The 17,440-nt window shown below is 55.2% G+C and carries 17 protein-coding genes; 5 read left to right on the top strand and 12 right to left on the bottom strand.

All coding sequences use genetic code 11. The features are described 5' to 3' along the window. Nucleotides 1-22 precede the first annotated feature (22 nt). Nucleotides 23-2,533 (top strand): autotransporter family protein, encoded by a 2,511-nt coding sequence (locus IEX01_RS09630; protein WP_188723767.1) that lies wholly within the window; start codon nucleotides 23-25, stop codon nucleotides 2,531-2,533. 51 nt (nucleotides 2,534-2,584) lie between these two features. On the opposite strand, the gene nanQ is transcribed toward IEX01_RS09630, so the two are convergent. The 11 genes from nanQ to zapE all read right to left on the bottom strand — a co-directional run bounded on the left by nanQ (nucleotide 2,585) and on the right by zapE (nucleotide 11,864). Then, the gene (gene nanQ, locus IEX01_RS09625) at nucleotides 2,585-3,052 is read right to left on the bottom strand and encodes an N-acetylneuraminate anomerase (RefSeq protein WP_188723766.1); all 468 of its coding nucleotides are present in this window, start codon (nucleotides 3,050-3,052) and stop codon (nucleotides 2,585-2,587) included. After that, a complete protein-coding gene (gene nanK, locus IEX01_RS09620; protein ID WP_048888015.1) occupies nucleotides 3,049-3,924 on the bottom strand; it encodes an N-acetylmannosamine kinase in 876 nt (291 codons plus the stop codon). Before nanK ends, nanQ begins: the two co-directional genes overlap by 4 nt. Beyond that, on the bottom strand, nucleotides 3,921-4,610 hold the full coding sequence (locus IEX01_RS09615; protein ID WP_188723765.1) for an N-acetylmannosamine-6-phosphate 2-epimerase: 690 nt from the start codon (nucleotides 4,608-4,610) through the stop codon (nucleotides 3,921-3,923). The genes nanK and IEX01_RS09615 overlap by 4 nt, the downstream gene beginning before the upstream one ends. 50 nt (nucleotides 4,611-4,660) lie before the next feature. Then, complete coding sequence (locus tag IEX01_RS09610) at nucleotides 4,661-6,151, bottom strand: MFS transporter (RefSeq protein ID WP_188723764.1); 1,491 nt, start codon at nucleotides 6,149-6,151, stop codon at nucleotides 4,661-4,663. A gap of 78 nt (nucleotides 6,152-6,229) precedes the next feature. Further along, nucleotides 6,230-7,129: an N-acetylneuraminate lyase gene (gene nanA, locus IEX01_RS09605; protein WP_024560082.1), complete on the bottom strand. Its 900-nt coding sequence runs from the start codon at nucleotides 7,127-7,129 to the stop codon at nucleotides 6,230-6,232. Nucleotides 7,130-7,284: 155 nt separating this feature from the next. Next, nucleotides 7,285-8,064 (bottom strand): transcriptional regulator NanR, encoded by a 780-nt coding sequence (gene nanR, locus IEX01_RS09600; protein ID WP_024558835.1) that lies wholly within the window; start codon nucleotides 8,062-8,064, stop codon nucleotides 7,285-7,287. A gap of 119 nt (nucleotides 8,065-8,183) precedes the next feature. Beyond that, entirely contained in the window at nucleotides 8,184-8,678 is a 495-nt protein-coding gene (sspB, locus tag IEX01_RS09595) for a ClpXP protease specificity-enhancing factor (protein WP_024558836.1), read from the bottom strand. Between the two features lie 3 nt (nucleotides 8,679-8,681). Continuing rightward, nucleotides 8,682-9,323, bottom strand: a complete 642-nt coding sequence (gene sspA / locus IEX01_RS09590) for a stringent starvation protein SspA (protein WP_024558837.1) — start codon at nucleotides 9,321-9,323, stop codon at nucleotides 8,682-8,684. A 312-nt stretch (nucleotides 9,324-9,635) separates the two neighbouring features. Then, nucleotides 9,636-10,028, bottom strand: coding sequence for a 30S ribosomal protein S9 (gene rpsI, locus IEX01_RS09585; protein WP_000829815.1), 393 nt, complete (start codon nucleotides 10,026-10,028; stop codon nucleotides 9,636-9,638). Between the two features lie 15 nt (nucleotides 10,029-10,043). Beyond that, nucleotides 10,044-10,472 (bottom strand): 50S ribosomal protein L13, encoded by a 429-nt coding sequence (gene rplM, locus IEX01_RS09580; protein ID WP_002437467.1) that lies wholly within the window; start codon nucleotides 10,470-10,472, stop codon nucleotides 10,044-10,046. A 264-nt stretch (nucleotides 10,473-10,736) separates the two neighbouring features. Next, nucleotides 10,737-11,864, bottom strand: a complete 1,128-nt coding sequence (gene zapE, locus IEX01_RS09575; protein ID WP_188723763.1) for a cell division protein ZapE — start codon at nucleotides 11,862-11,864, stop codon at nucleotides 10,737-10,739. A 205-nt stretch (nucleotides 11,865-12,069) separates the two neighbouring features. Here zapE and zapG point away from each other — a divergent pair, with 205 nt between their 5' ends. From zapG to degS, 3 genes are all read left to right on the top strand, one after another. Beyond that, nucleotides 12,070-12,468 carry a Z-ring associated protein ZapG gene (gene zapG / locus IEX01_RS09570; RefSeq protein ID WP_024558839.1) on the top strand — a complete coding sequence of 133 codons (399 nt, stop codon included), beginning with the start codon at nucleotides 12,070-12,072 and terminating at the stop codon, nucleotides 12,466-12,468. 181 nt (nucleotides 12,469-12,649) lie between these two features. After that, nucleotides 12,650-14,020 carry a serine endoprotease DegQ gene (degQ, locus tag IEX01_RS09565; RefSeq protein ID WP_024558840.1) on the top strand — a complete coding sequence of 457 codons (1,371 nt, stop codon included), beginning with the start codon at nucleotides 12,650-12,652 and terminating at the stop codon, nucleotides 14,018-14,020. Nucleotides 14,021-14,110: 90 nt separating this feature from the next. Beyond that, the gene (gene degS / locus IEX01_RS09560) at nucleotides 14,111-15,175 is read left to right on the top strand and encodes an outer membrane-stress sensor serine endopeptidase DegS (protein WP_024558841.1); all 1,065 of its coding nucleotides are present in this window, start codon (nucleotides 14,111-14,113) and stop codon (nucleotides 15,173-15,175) included. Between the two features lie 57 nt (nucleotides 15,176-15,232). Here degS and mdh read toward each other — a convergent pair whose 3' ends face one another. Then, nucleotides 15,233-16,171, bottom strand: coding sequence for a malate dehydrogenase (mdh, locus tag IEX01_RS09555; RefSeq protein WP_188723762.1), 939 nt, complete (start codon nucleotides 16,169-16,171; stop codon nucleotides 15,233-15,235). Between the two features lie 437 nt (nucleotides 16,172-16,608). On the opposite strand from mdh, the gene argR reads away from it, so the two are divergent. Beyond that, nucleotides 16,609-17,079: a transcriptional regulator ArgR gene (gene argR, locus IEX01_RS09550; protein WP_024552571.1), complete on the top strand. Its 471-nt coding sequence runs from the start codon at nucleotides 16,609-16,611 to the stop codon at nucleotides 17,077-17,079. Nucleotides 17,080-17,440 lie beyond the last annotated feature (361 nt).

Below are 17,440 nucleotides of genomic sequence, written 5' to 3'. Positions count from 1 at the left end.
AAAGAATAGAATATCACAGGTAATGGCCACGCTTTTTCCGGCCATCGTTTTCTTTAACCCTTTAGCGGCCAGTGCTGCAACAATTATCGATGAAAATACCGACGATACTTATATATTTAGCGGCGATAAAGAATATGTCATAAATTCTGGTGTAACGATGTCTTCCCCTGGCAGCGATCCTAGCGCTCTCGTTAAGGGTAAAAGCATCACATCCATTAAAAATAATGGAACAATTAAAAATGATAACGGCAACGCTATGTCTGTTGAGGTCAGCGGGCAAACTGCCGATATGCTGACCATAGAAAATAGTGGGACTATCAGCAGCTCAGCCACCGGTATCAATGTAACTAACGGCGATAATGTAACCATTATCAACACCGGCACGATTGCAGGTAAAGACAGCGCTATCGCTTTTGCAAGCGCAGGCAATAACGCGCTGGTGTTGAAAAACGGCTCCGATCTGCAGGGCGATGTCACTTCTACGGGTTCCTCCACCAATACCATTACGCTGAATGAATCAGGCAATGAAGACAGCAATTTTAAAGGCGTAACGGCGGGCACGGATGGCTTTAAATCATTAACCATGGATGGCGTGGATTGGGTAATGAGCGGCGATATCGATCTTATCGGTACCGACGCCAGTCTGATCGTAAAAACGGGTAAATTGACGCTGGGCGGCGATGTCACCAATAAGGGCTCCTCGCTTATTAACAGCGGTGCTACGCTCCAGCTCGGTACCGGCAGCGGCAGCAACGCCTCGCTCGAAGGAAATATTCAGGACGATGGCACGCTCATTTTTAACCAGGCTGCCGATTTCACATTCAAAGGCGATATTTCAGGCACTGGCACCGTTATTAAAGAAGATGCCTCAACGCTGACCCTCAGCGGCACAAACAGCTATACCGGCGATACGCAATTGAAAAGCGGCACTACGCTGGTCGCCGAAGGCGCGACGCTCGGCCCGGCGAACAACAGCGCAACGATTTCTGTTGGCAGCGGCGCGACCTTCGCATCCGCGGGTACGGTAAATGATAATATTGCTGTTGCAGCAGGCGGTACGCTGGCTGCATGGAATGCCGTTGGCAGCAATATCGGCGCAACGACGCCCACGACAGGCAACACCATTAACGGCAATGTCTCGAACGCGGGTACTTTACAACTTGCCGCCGCTGATAATTCCGTTGGCAATAGCTATACCATTAATGGTGATTACACAGGTGAGCAAGGCAGCAAAATCGTCATGAATACCGTTGCGGGTGACGATAATTCTTTGACTGATCACCTGGCGATTACCGGCAACAGCGCGGGCACATCTTCACTGGAAGTGGCTAATGTAGGCGGCATGGGCGCACAAACGCTCAACGGGATTGAGTTAATTGACATCGGTGGCGCATCTGACGCGACCTTTACGCTTGATAAGCCCGTTGTCGCCGGCCTGTGGGAATATGATCTCTATAAGCATGATGACGGCAACTGGTATCTAGAGTCCAAAACCGAGCCTGCGCCGCAGCCAGATCCGGATCCTTCGCCAGCCCCACAACCGACTCCCGATCCTGAACCAACACCCGACCCAACGCCCGATCCAGCTCCCGCCCCGGAAGTCTATCGCCCGGAAATTGGCGTTTACATGGCGAACTACCTGGCTGCTCAACAGATGTTCATCCATAAACGCGACGATCGCGATCAGTTAATGCTGCGTGACGAAGATGACCTGAATACCTGGATGTACGTCAAAGGCCAGTATGCCGACGGCAATTTCGCCCGCAGCAACCTGAGCTATGACATCCGCTCGGCAGTGGTTCAGCTTGGCAGTGACGTTATCAGCAGAAACCTCTCCACCGGCACGCTGCACACCGGCTTTATGTTAGGTACTGGCTATAGCGATACCAGCGCCGATGCAAGGCACAACAGCCGCTCTGCCGACGGCAGCGTTAATGGCTACAACGTGGGGCTCTATGCCACCTGGCAGGAAGATCAAAAACTGCGCCTGGGCAGCTATATCGACAGCTGGGCTTCTTACAGCTGGTACAACAGCAGAGTAAACGGCGACGATATGCCTGGCGAAGAGTATGACAGCAAAGGTATGGCCGCTTCTCTGGAAGTGGGTCACGCCTGGCTGGTGCCTTCAGAAAAAGCTCGTACCATGAAGTTTGAACCGCAAGGTCAGGTGGTGTACAGCAACCTTAAGCAGGACGACCATGTTGAATACAATGGTACGCGGGTAACCACGCCGGAAGATGATGCCGTTCTCGGCCGCGTTGGGGTAAAAATGAGTTACGTCGACCAGAAACAGGTCGAAGCCTGGCAGCCTTATGGCGCGGTAAACTGGTTAATCGGTAACGGCATGAGCGATTTAAGCTTTAACGGCGATACCATTGGTTCCGACGTACCGGATAACCGCTTCCAGCTGGAAGCAGGCGTAACCGGTAAAATCAACGAAGCAACGACCCTCTCCTTCCGTCTTGGCGGCGAATGGGGTGATAACACCTACAATGCCTATACAGGCCATATGTTAGTGAACTATCGCTGGTAATCCCTGCAGCTATTCACTTAACCTGCCCGGTAGATGAACTACCGGGCTTTTTTATGCCTGTAACGCGCTACGGTGAAGCTTTAACACCACTTTTTTGATTTCACCTGCTTTCTCTGCAAAACATCCTGGTTTATGCGGTTCGCCGGGCATAAAAACCGCAAACATTCCTGGCTCCATTAACAGCACCTGCTCCGCCTCAATGTATTTACAGAGCTGGTAGTCTTCTTCTTTATGCCACTCGCCGCACTCGCGTTCGCTACCCGCCACGCCATAGCGGATTTGCTCTTTACCCTCAAGCAAGATCTGAATGTCTATATAGTCGCGATGCAGTTCAGCACATTTTTCCTGCGCATGTTGCGTAGCAAACTGCATCACATTCATTAAAAGTTTTTCCTCTTGCAGAACATAGCTGCCGGGCGCTTTCTGTGCCGGGTTTGCCGCCAGCGCCTGAGCAAGCGCTTGCGCCATCGTCGGCGGCAGGCCTGCGGCGTAGGCGTGTTGGATCTTTCCTGCGATCATGCTTCTTCTCCTTGCGCTAACAGCGCAGCCCCCAGTAAACCGGCGTCGTGGCGATAATGTGCGGCGGCAAGCCGGGTGTGAAACGCTGCGGGTTGCTGCGCCATAAAGTCCTGCACCTGAGGCAGGTAGCCGTGCGCGAGACCAATGCTGCCGCCAATAACGACTCGCTGGCAGTCCGTAACGGCTTTGATATCTGCGATAAGCCTCGCCAGCGTTTGGGCCGAGCGAGCCACCAGCGCCTTCGCCTGAGAATTGCCCTCTTCTGCGCGGGCGAAAATAGCTTTGGCGTCAAGCCCGGCTAACTCTGCGGTTGCCGCTGCCGCAATAGCGCGCCCGGAAGCGATAGCCTCCACACAGCCGGTGCGCCCGCAGCCGCAGCGCGGGCCATGCGGATCGGCCAGCGTATGACCGAAATGCCCCGCCAGCCCGCCGATGCCGGTATGTAATTTTCCCTGGCAGATTATCCCGCCGCCCACGCCGGTCGAGACCGTCAGAAACACCATCTCGCTTACCTCTTCCTGCAACGCCCGGTATTCTGCCCAGGCTGCCGCCTGCGCATCATTTACCGCGATACAGGGCAAGCCGGTAAGACGGGTCACGGTTTCGACTAACGGAAAGCGCGCAAGCCCGCCGAGGTTCTCTGGATTGATGGCGGTCAGCACGCCATGATGGATAATGCCGGTGGAGGCGACAGCAACACGTTGCGCCCGCGCCTTTAGCGGCGCAACCACGGTTTCCAGCGCCGCGCCAAGCGCCTGCGGCGTTTTGCTGGCGGGCGTCGGCAATTCCCGGCGCTCCGTAATATGTCGCGCTTCATCCACTAAGGCGGCGGCGAGTTTGGTGCCGCCAATATCAATCGCCAGTACGTTCATTTCGCTACCTTTTGCATCGCTTCGCGATACCACTGGCAGATGTGTTCCAGCCGGGTGATGGCGGAGCCCACTGTCACCGCCCACGCGCCATGCTGCATCGCCTGCGCGGCCAATGGAGGCGAATTAAAGCGTCCTTCGGCAACAACCCGGCAGCCCCTGTCGCGCAGCGCGCTCACCAGCGGTAGATCGGGCTCTTCAGGCGTTTCGCGGGTGAGGTAGCCGGAAAGCGTCGTGCCGATAATTTCCGCGCCCAGCTGCTGGCAATACAGCCCATCCTGCAACGACGAGCAGTCGGCCATCGCCACGCGCTGACAGGAATGAATACGCTCAAGCAACGCTTTCACCGGAACAGGACGCGGGCGCTCTGTGCCGTCGAAAGCGATGATATCCGCTCCCGCCTGCGCAAGCGCGTCCACATCTTCCAGAAACGGCGTAATACGCACCGGAGAATCGGGCAGATCGCGCTTGATGATGCCAATAATGGGGATGCTGACCACACGGCGCGTGGCCTGAAGATTTTTAAGGCCCTCAATACGCACCGCGACCGCCCCAGCCTGCTCCGCCGCCAGCGCCATCGCAGCCACAATGTCGGGCTTATCCAGCGGGCTACCGGGCACAGGCTGGCAGGAGACGATGAGTCCGCCGCGAGCGGCAATCGCCTCGTTAATTTGTTCGAGCAAAGACATAAAAGACTCCCTGATGGTGATGCAGCCAGGCGAACCGCCGGGCTGCATAGTTAGCTTTTACTTTTGACCAGCCCTCGCTTGCGCATACCCGGAACAGCGGCGCCGCTGAACGGTTTGCCATCGATGGCGTCATGAGTGCGCAGCGCTTCGGGATGCAGCCAGCGCTGCACTCGCGACGGCATATCCAGACCAATGAGCAGGATCACCACAAATGTCAGACTGAAGGAGAGCGATCCCAGCGCGGTGCCAAGATCCAGCCGCTGAGCGATAGCGGCGCCAATTACGGGCGCCAGCGCGCCGCCAAGCGCGCCGACGTTATAGGTAAAGCCCAGCCCCGCCGCACGTTGGTCAGTATCAAAATAGCCGCTGATAAGCTTTGGCAGGATGCCGGAAATGCCTTGTCCCAGCATTTGCTGAAAAAAGAGCAGCAGACCCAACACCCAGACATTTGTTCCGCCGATGGCGAACACGGGAATAATCAGCAGTTGCGACGCAAGCAGGCTATAAACATAGGCTTTGCGGGTACCGAGCCAGTCACCAAGGAAACCGCCGACGCAGCAGCCTACCGCGGCGCCAAAACCGCTAAAGAACAGGACCTGTGCAACTGTTGTTGGCGTATAGGCCAACTCTGTCTTCAAATAGGTAGGCAGCAGCGCCTGAATCGGCCATGAATAGAGAAAAGCGAATAACACAATGACCATCAACATAACGCCGGTCGGCCAGCGCGAACCGCTGCTTTGTACCATAAAGCTGATAAATATCGCCGCGCACGCCAGCCCAAGCGCGGCGATAAGCGCGGCATTGCCGAGCTCCCCGGCGAAGCAGAGCCAGAGCGCGCCTGCCGCAAAGAGCGTCATCACGATGTTCATCAGGCGGTGCTCGCCGCGATAAAGAATATCGACCATCGTGCGCACCGGCCTGGCCTCGCCCTGTCGTGCCTTCCAGTCTTCCGCTTCCGGAATGTTTTTACGCAGCCACAGCGCAAAGACAATCGGCAAAATGCCAATGAAAAACAGCGCTCGCCAGCCCCAGGCTGGCACCACCAGGCTGTAGACTTGCGCGGCGACAACCGCGCCGACGGAAAAACCGGAGATAAGAAAGCCGCTGGCCTTATTACGCAAATGCTTCGGCCAGCTTTCGATAACGTAGGTGGCGCTGGAGCCATACTCGCCCGCCATCCCCATGCCAATCACCAGGCGAGCGATAAACAGGGTGACGTAGCCGGGCGCCAGGCCGCAGGCGAGCGTGCCGATGGAAAAGAGGATAATACTGGTCACCATCGCCAGCCGACGGCCGTAACGGTCGCCCAGCGCGCCCAGCAACAAACCGCCAAACCAGCGCGAGATAAAGGCGGCGGAGATCAGGCTCGCGGCTTGCACGGTGGTTAGCCCAAACTCTCCCTGAATTTCCGTCAGAACCAGCGCTATCAGGACAAAGTCAAAACCATCCAGCAGATAGCCCAACCAGGCCGCCGAGAAGGCGCGCCATTGGGCTTTATTAAGGTGTTTGTACCACGGCAGAGCATGTGAGGAAGCGTTCACAGGAGACTCCCTGCGCAGGTCTTTGCCCGCGCTTTAAGGTGTAGGGTAGAGAGGTTTTTAGCCGCCGGGTGGCGACGATCACTGTTGCGCTTTTTCTTCCTGCAGCCGCTGCGCCAGCGCTTTAAGCTGCGGCAGCCAGGCCTCATCGACCGGGGCGAAAGGTCTGCGACACAGCGGCACCGACACCACATCCATATAGTGAAGCAGCGTTTTCAGGCCGCGGAATACGCCGGTTTTGATAAGCAGGTCGATAACCTCGTTACAGTCGCTTTGCAGGCGCTGCGCTTCGGCGATTTCGCCTGCCTCGATCGCCCTGACAATGCGCTGGTAGCGCCAGCCCATCACGTTGTAAGTGCTGCCGATGCCGCCATCCGCCCCTGCCAGAATGCCAGAGGCGAAAATCTCGTCGTAACCGTTATAAAGCACCAGTTCCGGCTGTGCGCGGCGAATCTGCTCCATTTGATAGAGATCGCCCGAGGTTTGCTTAAGCGCCCTAACCCCCGGCAGCATGACCAGCGTATTAATTTGCTCAAGCGAAAGCTTTACGCCGCTCAGGGCGGGTATGTTGTATACCACCATCGGCAAACCCTCTGCGGAGTCAATGATTGCCCGGTAGTGGTCACAGTGCTCTTCAAAACTGAAAGGGTAGTAAAAGGGCGTTACGGCAGAAACGGCATCATAACCATAGCGGCTGGCTGAACGGGCAAGCTGCTGGCTTTCAGTCGTGCTCACCGTGCCGACATGGGCAATCAGCGTGGCTTTACCCTTTGCCTCATCTGCAACAATTTCAAGCACTTCCTCACGTTCAGCCGCCGTTTGCATAAAGGCTTCGCCCGTTGAGCCGCCGACATAAAGCCCATCCACGCCCTGGCTTAAGTTAAAACGCACCAGCCGACGCAGGCTGTCGCCGTCCAGCCGCTGGTTTTTATCAAAGGGCGTCAGCAGTGCCGTCATCACGCCGCGTAATGGATCACACATATTCACCTCGCAAAGGTATTCAGGATGAAAGAACTATATACCTTTATACCTGTTATACCAGCATGAAAAGCATACAACGGGCGAATGATGTCAAAGAATGGGATCTCGTTCACTAAACGATCTTTCGTGGATCGTTTGAGGCAGACGCAGGCAGGCTACTTACGTGCTTTGTTTTTTTGCTGAAAAGCGTGCCAGGCGGCGAAAACACTTTGCAGATGCGCCGTCAGCGCACGGTCAGCCCCGTCAGCATCGCGGGCGCGGATCGCTTCGACAATAGCGATATGCTGTTGATAGCTGACGTTATTATGCTCATGAAGCGCTTTTTCCGGCACGGTCGGACGGGCGGCAATAAGCCAGTCGAGCAGCGCGACGTGGATCGCCATAAAAATAGGGTTGTCGGGGATTTCCGCCAGTACACGATGAAAAGCGACATCGGAGCGAATAAACAGCGTGTTGTCATCCAGCGACTGGCTATTTACTTCCAGCGCCTTTTCAAGCTTTGCTATCTGCTCATCGGTAGCGTGTTCTGCGGCGTAGCGCACCAGGCTGGATTCGAAGAACAGGCGCAACTGCTCAAAATGAGCGATACCGCCGGGGCGCGACAGAAAATCTTTCGCCATACCGGAAAGTTCGCTGATGATAGTGTCGGCTGAAGGTCGGCACACGCGGGCGCGCTCGCCGTTGCTTATCTGCACCAGCCCTTTTCGCTTAAGCGCCGCCAGCGCTTCACGTACCGAAGGGCGCCCAACATTAAAGAAAGCCATTAATTCGCGCTCGGAAGGCAGTTGCTCCCCTTCGGCAAATTCGCGTCGGCGAATCATCTGTTCAAGCTCCTCCTCCACCATTTCGGAGAGCTTTTTACGCGTCAGCGGGCGGCGGTGCAGCGTATGGCCGAAGCTGTCCCGGGTTTCGTCTTGTGGATCAAAGGTGCTCATAGGCGGTCACAAAAGATGAAATAACGAACAAGGGCGGATTGGCTCAGCATAACACACCGGGTCTTTGCTGGCGAAACAAGGAGCTGTAAACAAAAACAGGGCCAGCGGCCCCGTTTTGTTTACTTGACGACGCGCAGCGCCGGACGGCCACCGCGCGGTGGCGGGTCGTCATCCGGGTTATCGTCGCCCGTTTCGTGATCCGGCTTATCGCCGTCAATCACGGACATCACCGTTTCCGGCTCCTGCGAAACGATTTCGTCGTTAAGACTTGCTAACGCTTCGTCATAGGCGGCTTCCGGCTCGAACATGGTGCCCGCGCCGTTTTCACGGGCGTAGATAGCCAGCACAGCGGCCAGCGGCACCGAAACCTGACGCGGCACCCCGCCGAAGCGCGCATTAAAGCGCACTTCGTCATTGGCCAGCTCCAGATTGCCTACCGCACGCGGCGCGATGTTCAGTACGATCTGCCCGTCACGCGCATACTCCATCGGCACGGAGACGCCCGGCAACGTCACATCCACGACAAGGTGCGGCGTGAGCTGGTTATCCAGCAGCCATTCATAGAAGGCTCGCAGCAGATAAGGACGACGTGGAGACAGCTGTGACATATCCATGGTTTAGCCCCGGCTTTGCAGACGCATTTCACGCTCGGCTTCGGTCAGCGAAGCAAGGAACGAATCACGCTCAAATACGCGAGTCATGTAGCCTTTCAGCTCTTTCGCGCCCGCACCGACCAGTTCCACGCCCAGTTGCGGCAAACGCCACAGCAGCGGCGCCAGGTAGCAATCCACCAGGCTGAACTCGTCGCTCAGGAAGAACGGTTTTTGCGTGAACACCGGCGCGATAGCCAAAAGCTCTTCGCGCAGCTGCTTACGGGCTGCGTCAGCTTCCTGGGCAGAACCTTTCTCGATGACGTTCATCAGCGAGTACCAGTCTTTCTCAATACGATGCATGTACAGACGGCTTTCACCACGCGCGACCGGATAAACCGGCATCAGCGGCGGATGCGGGAAACGCTCGTCAAGATATTCCATAATGATGCGCGACTCCCACAGAGTCAGCTCACGGTCTACCAGCGTCGGCACGCTTTGATTTGGGTTGAGGTCAATCAGATCCTGCGGCAGGTTATCCGTTTCCACATGCTCAATTTCAAAGCTGACACCCTTTTCAGCCAGCACAATGCGCACCTGATGGCTGTAGATATCAGTAGGACCAGAAAACAGCGTCATTACCGAACGTTTGTTGGCAGCGACAGCCATGAAAACCTCCAGGTATATTCAGAAAAATACTGCTACCAGCCGCACGGCGACCGGCCTTTATGGGTTACCCTTCCCTGCCGTACTGACATCCCAGTCTGTTAATTGACCAAAACGTGAACAGTTACCAGCATTTGGGCAGAAAATTGGATGATAGTTTACCAGATTTTGCGGGGTTTGTGGTGAAGGGATTCCTGATTTGCCCTAAAAGGAAGCAGATTCAGGGGATTAGCACGCCAAAGAAAACCAGCAATAAAAAAACCCGGGCAAAGCCGGGTTTTTTGCATAATGCCATTCTGCAAAAGCAGAACAGAATTAACGTTTGGAGAACTGCGGACGACGACGTGCTTTACGCAGGCCGACTTTCTTACGTTCAACCTGACGCGCGTCACGGGTAACGAAGCCTGCTTTACGCAGTTCGCCACGCAGGGACTCGTCGTACTCCATCAGAGCGCGGGTGATACCGTGACGGATCGCACCAGCCTGACCAGAGATACCACCACCTTTAACGGTGATGTACAGATCCAGTTTCTCAACCATGTCGACCAGTTCCAGCGGCTGACGAACTACCATGCGGGCAGTTTCGCGACCGAAGTACTGTTCCAGAGAACGCTGGTTGATAACGATTTTACCGTTGCCCGGTTTGATAAACACACGAGCGGCGGAGCTTTTGCGGCGACCAGTGCCGTAGTATTGATTTTCAGCCATTGCCTATAATCCCGATTAGATGTCCAGAACTTGCGGTTGCTGCGCCGCGTGGTTGTGCTCGTTGCCTGCGTAAACTTTCAGTTTACGGTACATAGCACGACCCAGAGGGCCTTTCGGCAGCATGCCTTTTACCGCGATTTCAATTACGCGCTCAGGACGGCGGGCGATCATCTCTTCGAAGGTCGCTTCTTTGATACCACCGATGTGGCCAGTGTGGTGGTAGTACATTTTGTCAGAACGCTTGTTACCGGTTACAGCAACTTTTTCTGCGTTCAGAACGATGATGTAATCACCAGTATCAACGTGCGGAGTGTATTCCGCTTTATGCTTACCGCGCAGGCGACGTGCCAGTTCAGTAGCCAGACGGCCCAGAGTTTTACCGGTCGCGTCAACAACGTACCAGTCGCGTTTTACGGTTTCTGGTTTAGCTGTAAAAGTTTTCATTAAAAGCTTACCCAAATAAATAGTTACACGTTGGTGAACACCCAAACGCCTATAATCTGTTGAGGTTCACACGACATTGTCCAGTAAACCTACCCCCTCGGATATGTTTCACCGGCACACAAAAGTTTTGGGAAAAAAACTTTGTTGTAACGTGGGGTCGCAGGATTATAGAGAAGTCGCGTATAAAGATCGACCCCTTTTTGTGATGGAAAGCGGGATTTCTGCGGCTTCCCGGCTTTTCGGTTTAACAGGGGAAAAACCCGCTCAGGGCTTATGCGCCCGTTTCAGATACTCCTCGCTTTGCATTTCCTGCAAACGGGAAAGGCAGCGCTGGAACTCAAACTTCAGCCTTTGCCCCTGATAAATCTCCATTAATGGCGCAGCCGCGCTAACAACAAGCTTCACGTGGCGTTCATAAAACTCATCCACCAGCGCGATAAAGCGGCGCGCTTCGCTCTCCATTTGCGGGGTCATCACCGGCACGTCGAACAGCAGTACGGTATGAAACTGTCGGGAGAGATCGATGTAATCATGCTGGCTGCGGGCGTCGACGCAGAGCGTGCGGAACGCCACGGCGAGCGTCTGGTTCTCCAGGCCAAGCGTCGGCAGCGGGCGATGGTTTATCTCCAGCACCGGCTCGCCCTGACGCTTCGCCCCGGCAAGCGCGGTATAAAGCTGCTCCATGCGCCCTTTTGTTTCTTCATTAAGCGGCGAAAGCCAGAGGTGCGCCTGAGTCAGGGTGCGCAAGCGGTAATCAATGCCCGCGTCTACATTCATGACATCGCAGTGGCGCTTAATCGCCTCAATAGCAGGAAGAAAACGGGCGCGTTGCAGTCCGTTGCGGTAAAGCTCGTCAGGCGGAATGTTGGAGGTCGCCACAAGCGTAATGCCGCGCGCGAACAGGGCCTGCATAAGGCCGCCCAGCAGCATGGCGTCGGTAATGTCGGAGACAAAAAACTCATCAAAGCACAGCACGTCGGTCTGCGCTTTAAAGCGATCGGCGATAATTTCCAGCGGGTCGCTGTGCCCCTGCAGCGCCGTTAAATCCTCATGCACCTTCAGCATAAAGCGGTGAAAGTGCAGCCGCTGTTTCCGCTCGCCCGGCAAACTCTGATAAAAAAGATCCATCAGCCAGGTTTTCCCCCGCCCGACGCCGCCCCACATATAAAGGCCGCGTACCGGCGTAATGGATTCCGGCTGGGGCCGTTTGCCGAACAGCTTGCCCACTTTCGCCAGCAGGCCGCCGCTTTCCGCGGGAGCGGTTTTATTACCGGTCAGCTCGTGATAAATCGTATCAAGGCGGCTGACCGCTTCGCGTTGTACATCGTCTGGCTGATGTGAACCTTCGTTAAGAGCCTGTTGATAGCGCGATGTCGGAGAGAAGCTTTGCATGGTGTTATAGTTATTCCCTGGATATCGGTGCGCCGCGAGCTGCGGCTGTCGAAAAAAAGGCCGTTCTACACTACGCCATGCCGCAGCAGGATTCCACTTCTCCTGAAATAGCGGTTATAGTGGCATAACTGGGCGACGGCACTGACGAGACAAGCAAGCCTCGCCGTTACCACCCTACGGAAACACAAGACAACGGGAGATGTACATGACCTGGGAATATGCGCTAATCGGGTTAGTGGTCGGTATCATTATTGGTGCCGTCGCCATGCGTTTCGGCAACCGCAAATTACGCCAGCAACAGGCTTTGCAGTACGAGCTGGAAAAGAACAAAGCGGAGCTTGAAGAGTACCGCGAGGAACTGGTCAGCCACTTCGCCCGCAGCGCCGAACTGTTAGACAACATGGCGCACGACTATCGCCAGCTTTATCAACATATGGCGAAAAGCTCCAGCAACCTGCTGCCGGAGATGTCCGCTGAGTCTAATCCGTTCCGTAATCGTCTGGCGGAATCGGAAGCCAGCAACGATCAGGCGCCGGTGCAGATGCCGCGTGACTATTCTGAAGGCGCCTCCGGCCTGCTGCGCAACGGCGCCCGCCGCGATTAATGCGGCAGTAAATATTTTTCCTCCGGGCGCGTTTTTCGCGCCCGCTTTCTTTATGGTCTGGCTATGATTATGGTAATCAGACTCCGGCTTATGCCCCCCATTGTTACCCGACAGGGAATTCAATAATATCAGTACGTTTTGGGTATCCTTTCCTTCTTCCAGGTTGCGAGAGCCAGCATCGATGAAAAAACAAACCCTGCTGTTGAGTGCATTAGCGTTAAGTGTCGGGTTATCTCTCTCGGCGCCCTTTCAGGCAGTAGCCGCATTGCCTTCGCAAGTTCCAGGCCAGGCCGCATTGCCAAGCCTCGCGCCGGTTCTGGAAAAAGTCTTGCCCGCCGTGGTCAGCGTGCAGGTGGAAGGAACCGCCGCGCCGGAAGGCCAGAAGGTGCCGGAAGAGCTGAAAAAATATTTCGGCGACGAGCTGCCGGACCAGCAGGCGCAGCCATTTGAAGGGCTGGGCTCCGGCGTCATTATTAACGCGGCGAAAGGCTACGTGCTGACCAACAATCACGTGGTAAATCATGCCGAGAAAATCAGCGTTCAGCTTAACGATGGCCGTGAGTTCGACGCCAAACTTATCGGCAGCGACGACCAGAGCGACATCGCCCTGCTGCAACTACAGAACGCCACTAATCTGACCCAGATAAAAATCGCCGATTCCGACAGCCTGCGCGTGGGCGACTTCGCTATTGCGGTCGGCAACCCGTTCGGCCTCGGCCAGACGGCAACCTCCGGCATCATCTCGGCACTGGGTCGCAGCGGGTTAAACCTTGAAGGACTGGAGAATTTCATCCAGACCGACGCCTCCATTAACCGCGGCAACTCCGGCGGCGCGCTGTTAAACCTCAACGGCGAACTGATAGGCATTAATACCGCGATTCTGGCGCCAGGAGGCGGCAGCATCGGCATCGGTTTTGCTATCCCCAGCAATATGGCGCAAACGCTGGCGAACCAGCTTATCCAGTTCGGCGAAATCCGCCGCGGCCTGCTTGGCATTAAAGGCACCGAGATGAGCGCCGATATCGCCAAAGCCTTTAATCTTAACGTGCAACGCGGAGCATTCGTCAGCGAAGTGCTGGCTAACTCGGGTTCGGCAAAAGCGGGCATCAAGCCAGGCGACGTGATTATCAGCCTGAACGGCAAGCCGCTGAGCAGCTTTGCCGAGCTGCGTTCGCGCATCGCCACCACCGAACCGGGAACCAAAGTAAAGCTTGGCCTGCTGCGCGACGGCAAGCCTCAGGAAGTGGAAGTGACGCTGGATAAAAGCACGGCCTCCTCCGCCAGCGCGGAGATGATCGCGCCGGCCCTGCAAGGCGCCACCCTGAGCGATGGTCAACTGAAAGACGGCACCAAAGGCGTTACCATAGCCGAGGTGGAAAAAGGCAGCGCGGCGGCGCAAATCGGCCTGCATAAAGATGATGTGATAATCGGCGTGAACCGCGACCGCGTACGCTCCATCGCCGAAATGCGCAAAGTTCTGGAGAGCAAGCCCGCCGTTATTGCGCTCCATGTGGTGCGCGGCAACGAAAGCATCTATTTACTGTTGCGCTAATAAAGCCGTGCAGGACATCCCACCCGCGTGGGATGTCCGCATAACTCATGCTATGCTGCGGTCGTCTTCCTGATTAACTAACCCATGCCCATGTTTCTTAAGTTTTTACGTCCGATAGTGCTCGGCCTGATTGTCGCGGCGATACTGCTGGCGGTCATGCCCTCGCTGCGCCAGATTAACCCGCTGTCGACGCCGGTCTATGATAGCGCCGATGAAACGCCGGTCAGCTACAATGCGGCGGTGAAGCGCGCCGCGCCAGCGGTCGTCAATGTTTATAATCGCGGCGTCAGCAACGGCGGGCGCAACCAGCTGGAAATTCGCACGCTCGGCTCTGGCGTTATCATGGATCAGCGCGGCTACATCATTACCAATAAGCACGTCATTAATGACGCCGACCAGATTATCGTCGCGTTGCAGGATGGCCGTGTTTTTGAGGCGCTGCTGGTCGGCTCCGATAGTCTGACGGACCTTGCCGTGCTGAAAATCAATGCCGCGAACCTGCCGACTATTCCGATTAACCCCAGACGTACACCGCATATTGGCGATGTGGTGTTAGCTATAGGCAACCCCTATAACCTCGGGCAGACCATCACCCAGGGGATTATCAGCGCCACCGGCCGCGTGGGGCTGAACCCTACGGGCAGACAGAACTTCCTGCAGACTGACGCCTCCATCAACCATGGCAACTCCGGCGGCGCGCTGGTGAACTCGCTCGGCGAGATGATGGGCATCAACACCCTGTCGTTTGATAAAAGTAATGACGGCGAAACGCCAGAAGGGCTGGGCTTCGCGATTCCCACGCAGCTTGCCACCAAGATAATGGATAAGCTTATCCGCGATGGCCGCGTTATTCGTGGCTATATCGGCATCGGCGGACGTGAAATCACGCCGCTGCATGCGCCAGCAGCAGGCATTGACCAGATCCAGGGCATTGTCGTAAATGAAGTGGCGCCGGATGGCCCGGCGGCGCGCGCGGGCATTCAGGTGAATGATGTTATTGTCTCGGTGAATAACAAGCCTGCGGTCTCTGCGCTGGAAACCATGGACCAGGTTGCGGAGATTCGTCCCGGCTCAGTTATCCCGGTTGAGGTCATGCGCAATGACCAGCGCATTACGCTGCAGGTGACGATTCAGGAATACCCCGCCACCAACTAAACGGCAGACATAAAAAAACCGGAACCTGTGTTCCGGTTTTTTTTCAGGCTAGCGTTCTTACTTGTTAACAAACTCTTCGCCCAGCGTGATATCTTTTTTCAGCGTATCCAGCATGCCTTCCAGCGCCTGCTGTTCGAACGCGCTCAGGGTGCCGATGGATTTACGCTCTTCGATACCGTTTTTACCCAGCAGCAGCGGCTGAGAGAAGAAGCGAGCGTATTCGCCGTCGCCTTCCACATAAGCGCACTCGACTACGCCCTGCTCGCCCTGCAATGCGCGCACCAGGGAAAGCCCAAAGCGCGCCGCCGCCTGGCCCATAGAGAGGGTTGCAGAACCCCCGCCCGCTTTCGCTTCCACCACTTCGGTGCCCGCGTTCTGGATACGTTTGGTCAGGTCGGCCACTTCCTGCTCGGAGAAGCTAACGCCTGGGATCTGCGACAGCAGCGGCAGAATGGTCACGCCAGAGTGACCGCCGATAACCGGTACGTCGATCTCGGTCGGCTGCTTGCCTTTTAACTCCGCCACAAAGGTATTGGAGCGAATGATATCCAGCGTGGTCACGCCGAACAGTTTGTTCTTGTCGTACACGCCCGCTTTTTTCAGCACTTCCGCAGCAATCGCCACGGTGGTGTTAACCGGGTTGGTGATGATGCCGATACAGGCTTTCGGGCAGGTCGTCGCGATCTGCTGAACCAGGTTTTTCACGATGCCGGCGTTCACGTTAAAGAGATCGGAACGGTCCATGCCCGGCTTACGCGCCACGCCTGCGGAGATCAGCACCACGTCTGCGCCTTCCAGCGCCGGGGTAGCGTCTTCGCCGGAGAAGCCTTTGATTTTTACGTCGGTAGGGATATGACTCAGGTCAACCGCTACCCCTGGGGTAACCGGTGCGATGTCATACAGAGAGAGTTCTGAACCTGAAGGCAGTTGGGTCTTGAGTAGAAGGGCAAGCGCCTGGCCAATACCACCTGCCGCGCCGAGGACTGCAACTTTCATCCTAAACTCCTTATTATGGTGAGCTAAAGTGTGCCGTTACTCCATTGGTGGCGACCATAATCATTCAGAGCTGAAATGAGTACAATCTTCTGGCCTTCAGTTTGCGACTCCTGACGCGCTTTACTGAAAGCGATGCGGCGGCTTTACCGGTGCACGGAGACTATCGGGCTCGCCGGGTCACTACCGGAGCAACATATCAACAGGCGGTTACATTACACCCTCTCGCGACAGCAAAACAACATCATTTTGATAACAATTGTTTTACTTTATCGCTTATTTTCGAGTCGTGACGCAGGCATGTTCCTTGATAACAAAATTTGATAAAATCCGCCGCTTTCATAACATTATTTCAGCCCCGCTCACGGCAGATAATTTGCATAAAAATTCAATTTTATGCATAATAATGTTGTTCTTATTGGCCTGACCACGGGTGACGTATGCGCAGCTCCGCAAAACAAGAAGAGTTAGTTAAAGCGTTTAAAGCATTACTCAAAGAAGAAAAATTCAGTTCGCAGGGTGAGATTGTCCAGGCGCTGCAGGACGAAGGCTTTGAGAATATCAACCAGTCAAAAGTCTCCCGCATGCTGACCAAGTTTGGCGCCGTGCGCACCCGCAACGCCAAAATGGAGATGGTTTACTGCCTGCCGGTTGAGCTTGGCGTACCGACCACGTCCAGCCCGCTTAAAAACCTGGTGCTGGATATCGACTATAACGACGCCGTAGTCGTCATTCACACAAGCCCAGGCGCGGCGCAGCTGATTGCTCGCCTGCTGGATTCCCTCGGCAAAGCGGAAGGCATCCTCGGCACCATCGCAGGGGACGATACTATCTTCACTACGCCCGCGCGCGGCTTCACGGTCAAAGAGCTTTACGAAGCCATCCTGGTGCTTTTCGAACAGGAACTCTGATGCCCCGCTCCCGCTATATCGTAGCGGGAGCGTTGTTCCCTTCTTTTACCTTCTTCTGCCATCTCCCGCTTAACCAGTCGCTTCGTCTGCTGAAAACCATTCACCCAGTGTATTAGAAAAAGAAAACCGCACAAATTGCAAAAATAAAATATCTTATTGATTCATAAGAAATAATAAAAAATATTGGCTAAATTTTAACCATTTTTATAACGTTCGGTAATAAATAAACATCACTCCAGACTCAAAGTTTCATAGGAAACCATTAGCCTGTTATTAATTTTTTGGGTGACTAGTGTATACTTGTTTTTGTGATGAGGGTCACGGAACAGTGACCAGTAATAATAAATACGACGAGGTAAAC

It is taken from the genome of Franconibacter daqui, from assembly GCF_014644275.1.
GTDB classification, from domain to species: Bacteria; Pseudomonadota; Gammaproteobacteria; order Enterobacterales; family Enterobacteriaceae; genus Franconibacter; species Franconibacter pulveris.
This window is presented reverse-complemented; position numbering and strand designations above follow the sequence as displayed.

Excerpts from the sequence above, each read along its gene's own strand:
- IEX01_RS09630 (WP_188723767.1), top strand. The coding sequence starts at position 23 with ATGGCCACGCTTTTTCCGGCCATCGTTTTCTTTAACCCTTTAGCGGCC.
- nanQ (WP_188723766.1), bottom strand. The coding sequence starts at position 3,052 with ATGATCGCAGGAAAGATCCAACACGCCTACGCCGCAGGCCTGCCGCCG.
- nanK (WP_048888015.1), bottom strand. The coding sequence starts at position 3,924 with ATGAACGTACTGGCGATTGATATTGGCGGCACCAAACTCGCCGCCGCC.
- IEX01_RS09615 (WP_188723765.1), bottom strand. The coding sequence starts at position 4,610 with ATGTCTTTGCTCGAACAAATTAACGAGGCGATTGCCGCTCGCGGCGGA.
- nanA (WP_024560082.1), bottom strand. The coding sequence starts at position 7,129 with ATGTGTGATCCATTACGCGGCGTGATGACGGCACTGCTGACGCCCTTT.
- nanR (WP_024558835.1), bottom strand. The coding sequence starts at position 8,064 with ATGAGCACCTTTGATCCACAAGACGAAACCCGGGACAGCTTCGGCCAT.
- sspB (WP_024558836.1), bottom strand. The coding sequence starts at position 8,678 with ATGGATATGTCACAGCTGTCTCCACGTCGTCCTTATCTGCTGCGAGCC.
- sspA (WP_024558837.1), bottom strand. The coding sequence starts at position 9,323 with ATGGCTGTCGCTGCCAACAAACGTTCGGTAATGACGCTGTTTTCTGGT.
- rpsI (WP_000829815.1), bottom strand. The coding sequence starts at position 10,028 with ATGGCTGAAAATCAATACTACGGCACTGGTCGCCGCAAAAGCTCCGCC.
- rplM (WP_002437467.1), bottom strand. The coding sequence starts at position 10,472 with ATGAAAACTTTTACAGCTAAACCAGAAACCGTAAAACGCGACTGGTAC.
- zapE (WP_188723763.1), bottom strand. The coding sequence starts at position 11,864 with ATGCAAAGCTTCTCTCCGACATCGCGCTATCAACAGGCTCTTAACGAA.
- zapG (WP_024558839.1), top strand. The coding sequence starts at position 12,070 with ATGACCTGGGAATATGCGCTAATCGGGTTAGTGGTCGGTATCATTATT.
- degQ (WP_024558840.1), top strand. The coding sequence starts at position 12,650 with ATGAAAAAACAAACCCTGCTGTTGAGTGCATTAGCGTTAAGTGTCGGG.
- degS (WP_024558841.1), top strand. The coding sequence starts at position 14,111 with ATGTTTCTTAAGTTTTTACGTCCGATAGTGCTCGGCCTGATTGTCGCG.
- mdh (WP_188723762.1), bottom strand. The coding sequence starts at position 16,171 with ATGAAAGTTGCAGTCCTCGGCGCGGCAGGTGGTATTGGCCAGGCGCTT.
- argR (WP_024552571.1), top strand. The coding sequence starts at position 16,609 with ATGCGCAGCTCCGCAAAACAAGAAGAGTTAGTTAAAGCGTTTAAAGCA.